Source organism: Bartonella sp. TT119HLJHH (assembly GCF_042193385.1).
Taxonomy (GTDB): domain Bacteria; phylum Pseudomonadota; class Alphaproteobacteria; order Rhizobiales; family Rhizobiaceae; genus Bartonella.
Genome location: NZ_JBHILS010000093.1, coordinates 1 through 1,250 on the forward strand (window position 1 = coordinate 1; position 1,250 = coordinate 1,250).

The following is a 1,250-nucleotide window of genomic DNA, read 5'->3' on the forward strand; positions in this document are numbered from 1 at the left end:
AATTAAAATGGAATAAAAAAGTAAAATAATTACACACAACGTACTTTACTTTATGTTCAAAATAATAATAATGACAACAAATATCAGGATGTATATAACAATAAAAAAGAGTCATATTAAAATGAAGTAGATCATTCTTGTGATTTTGATTGCAAACCTTTTATCAGCTTGTGTATTAGCACCAAAGCTAAAACAGCCCAATGATAGGAACCGTGTGCCTATTAATAAAACAATCCCTGCCGAAATCAAGAGAGCAAACAGATGAAAAAGATATTTATTATAACAGGAATGATTACCCTTTTGGGAATGATAAATTTAACTCTAATATCTAACTTTAGTTGGGCTTCTGGGGCTCAAGATTCAACTATTCAAATTCCTCTCCCTGTTTCAAAAACAGAATATCTGAAAATTATTGAGTTATTAAACCAACAAATTAAAGAAAGCCAAAACCAGATCGAAAACGCGAAAAAAATCCATCAGTCTATAACAGGAAATAGAATCCAAAAACCAACAATAGGAGAGAACAAGAGCTTTTTCATACAAGATTCGCCTTCTATCTATCCAAAAACGCATTCCAACTACAGTGGCGTAGATGTTGGACAATTTCAAGACGTTTTATATTCTGTTCTTGACGAAGAGAAAAGGTTTACCTTCTGGTCATTGCCGTATCATGAGATGCGCACAATAATTAATACCCGTCTTAACTATAGTGGAATTGTCGATAAAGCTGTAAGTTTGCAAACTTTTCAAGACGCAGAGAACCGCTTTACACAAATTGTCGATTTCTTAAATAATATAGATAAAACAAAAGATTTGAAAGGAGTTTTCGAGCTGCAAACACGCATCAAGACCATGTCAGCCATGCTCCAAAATGAATATACAAAACTACAAATGGTCAGAAATTTAAGCGATAACGAAGAGGCTCTTATCGAAATACAAAAACGTAAATTGTATGGAAAAATTATAAACTCTAACAACAACGATATGCCTACAATAAGATCTAACCAATAAAGCTCTTTACAACATTTGCTTTTTTTCATGAAAACAAAATCCACTGTAGAAGGTTCAGTACTATCTGAACAATTCAGAGAGGCAGAAAGCTTTTATCAAAGTCAAGATATCGCGATGAAAACACTTAGGTAATGTATAAATGAAAATGAAGCGTTTAGCATGTATCTATGTTTTAAGGTGATAAAAAGTTGAAAATTTGTTAAAGAGGAATTCCATGAACTTTACAGTGTTCACGCAAC

At 32.3% G+C, this 1,250-nt stretch carries 2 protein-coding genes; both read left to right on the plus strand.

Features of this window, described 5'->3' with window-relative positions:
• The first annotated feature begins 130 nt into the window (after positions 1-130).
• Positions 131-265 carry a TrwH protein gene (locus tag ACFIJL_RS09445; protein ID WP_375624450.1) on the plus strand — a complete coding sequence of 45 codons (135 nt, stop codon included), beginning with the start codon at positions 131-133 and terminating at the stop codon, positions 263-265.
• Positions 262-1,011, plus strand: coding sequence for a type IV secretion system protein (locus tag ACFIJL_RS09450; RefSeq protein ID WP_375624448.1), 750 nt, complete (start codon positions 262-264; stop codon positions 1,009-1,011). Before ACFIJL_RS09445 ends, ACFIJL_RS09450 begins: the two co-directional genes overlap by 4 nt.
• Positions 1,012-1,250: the final 239 nt, after the last annotated feature.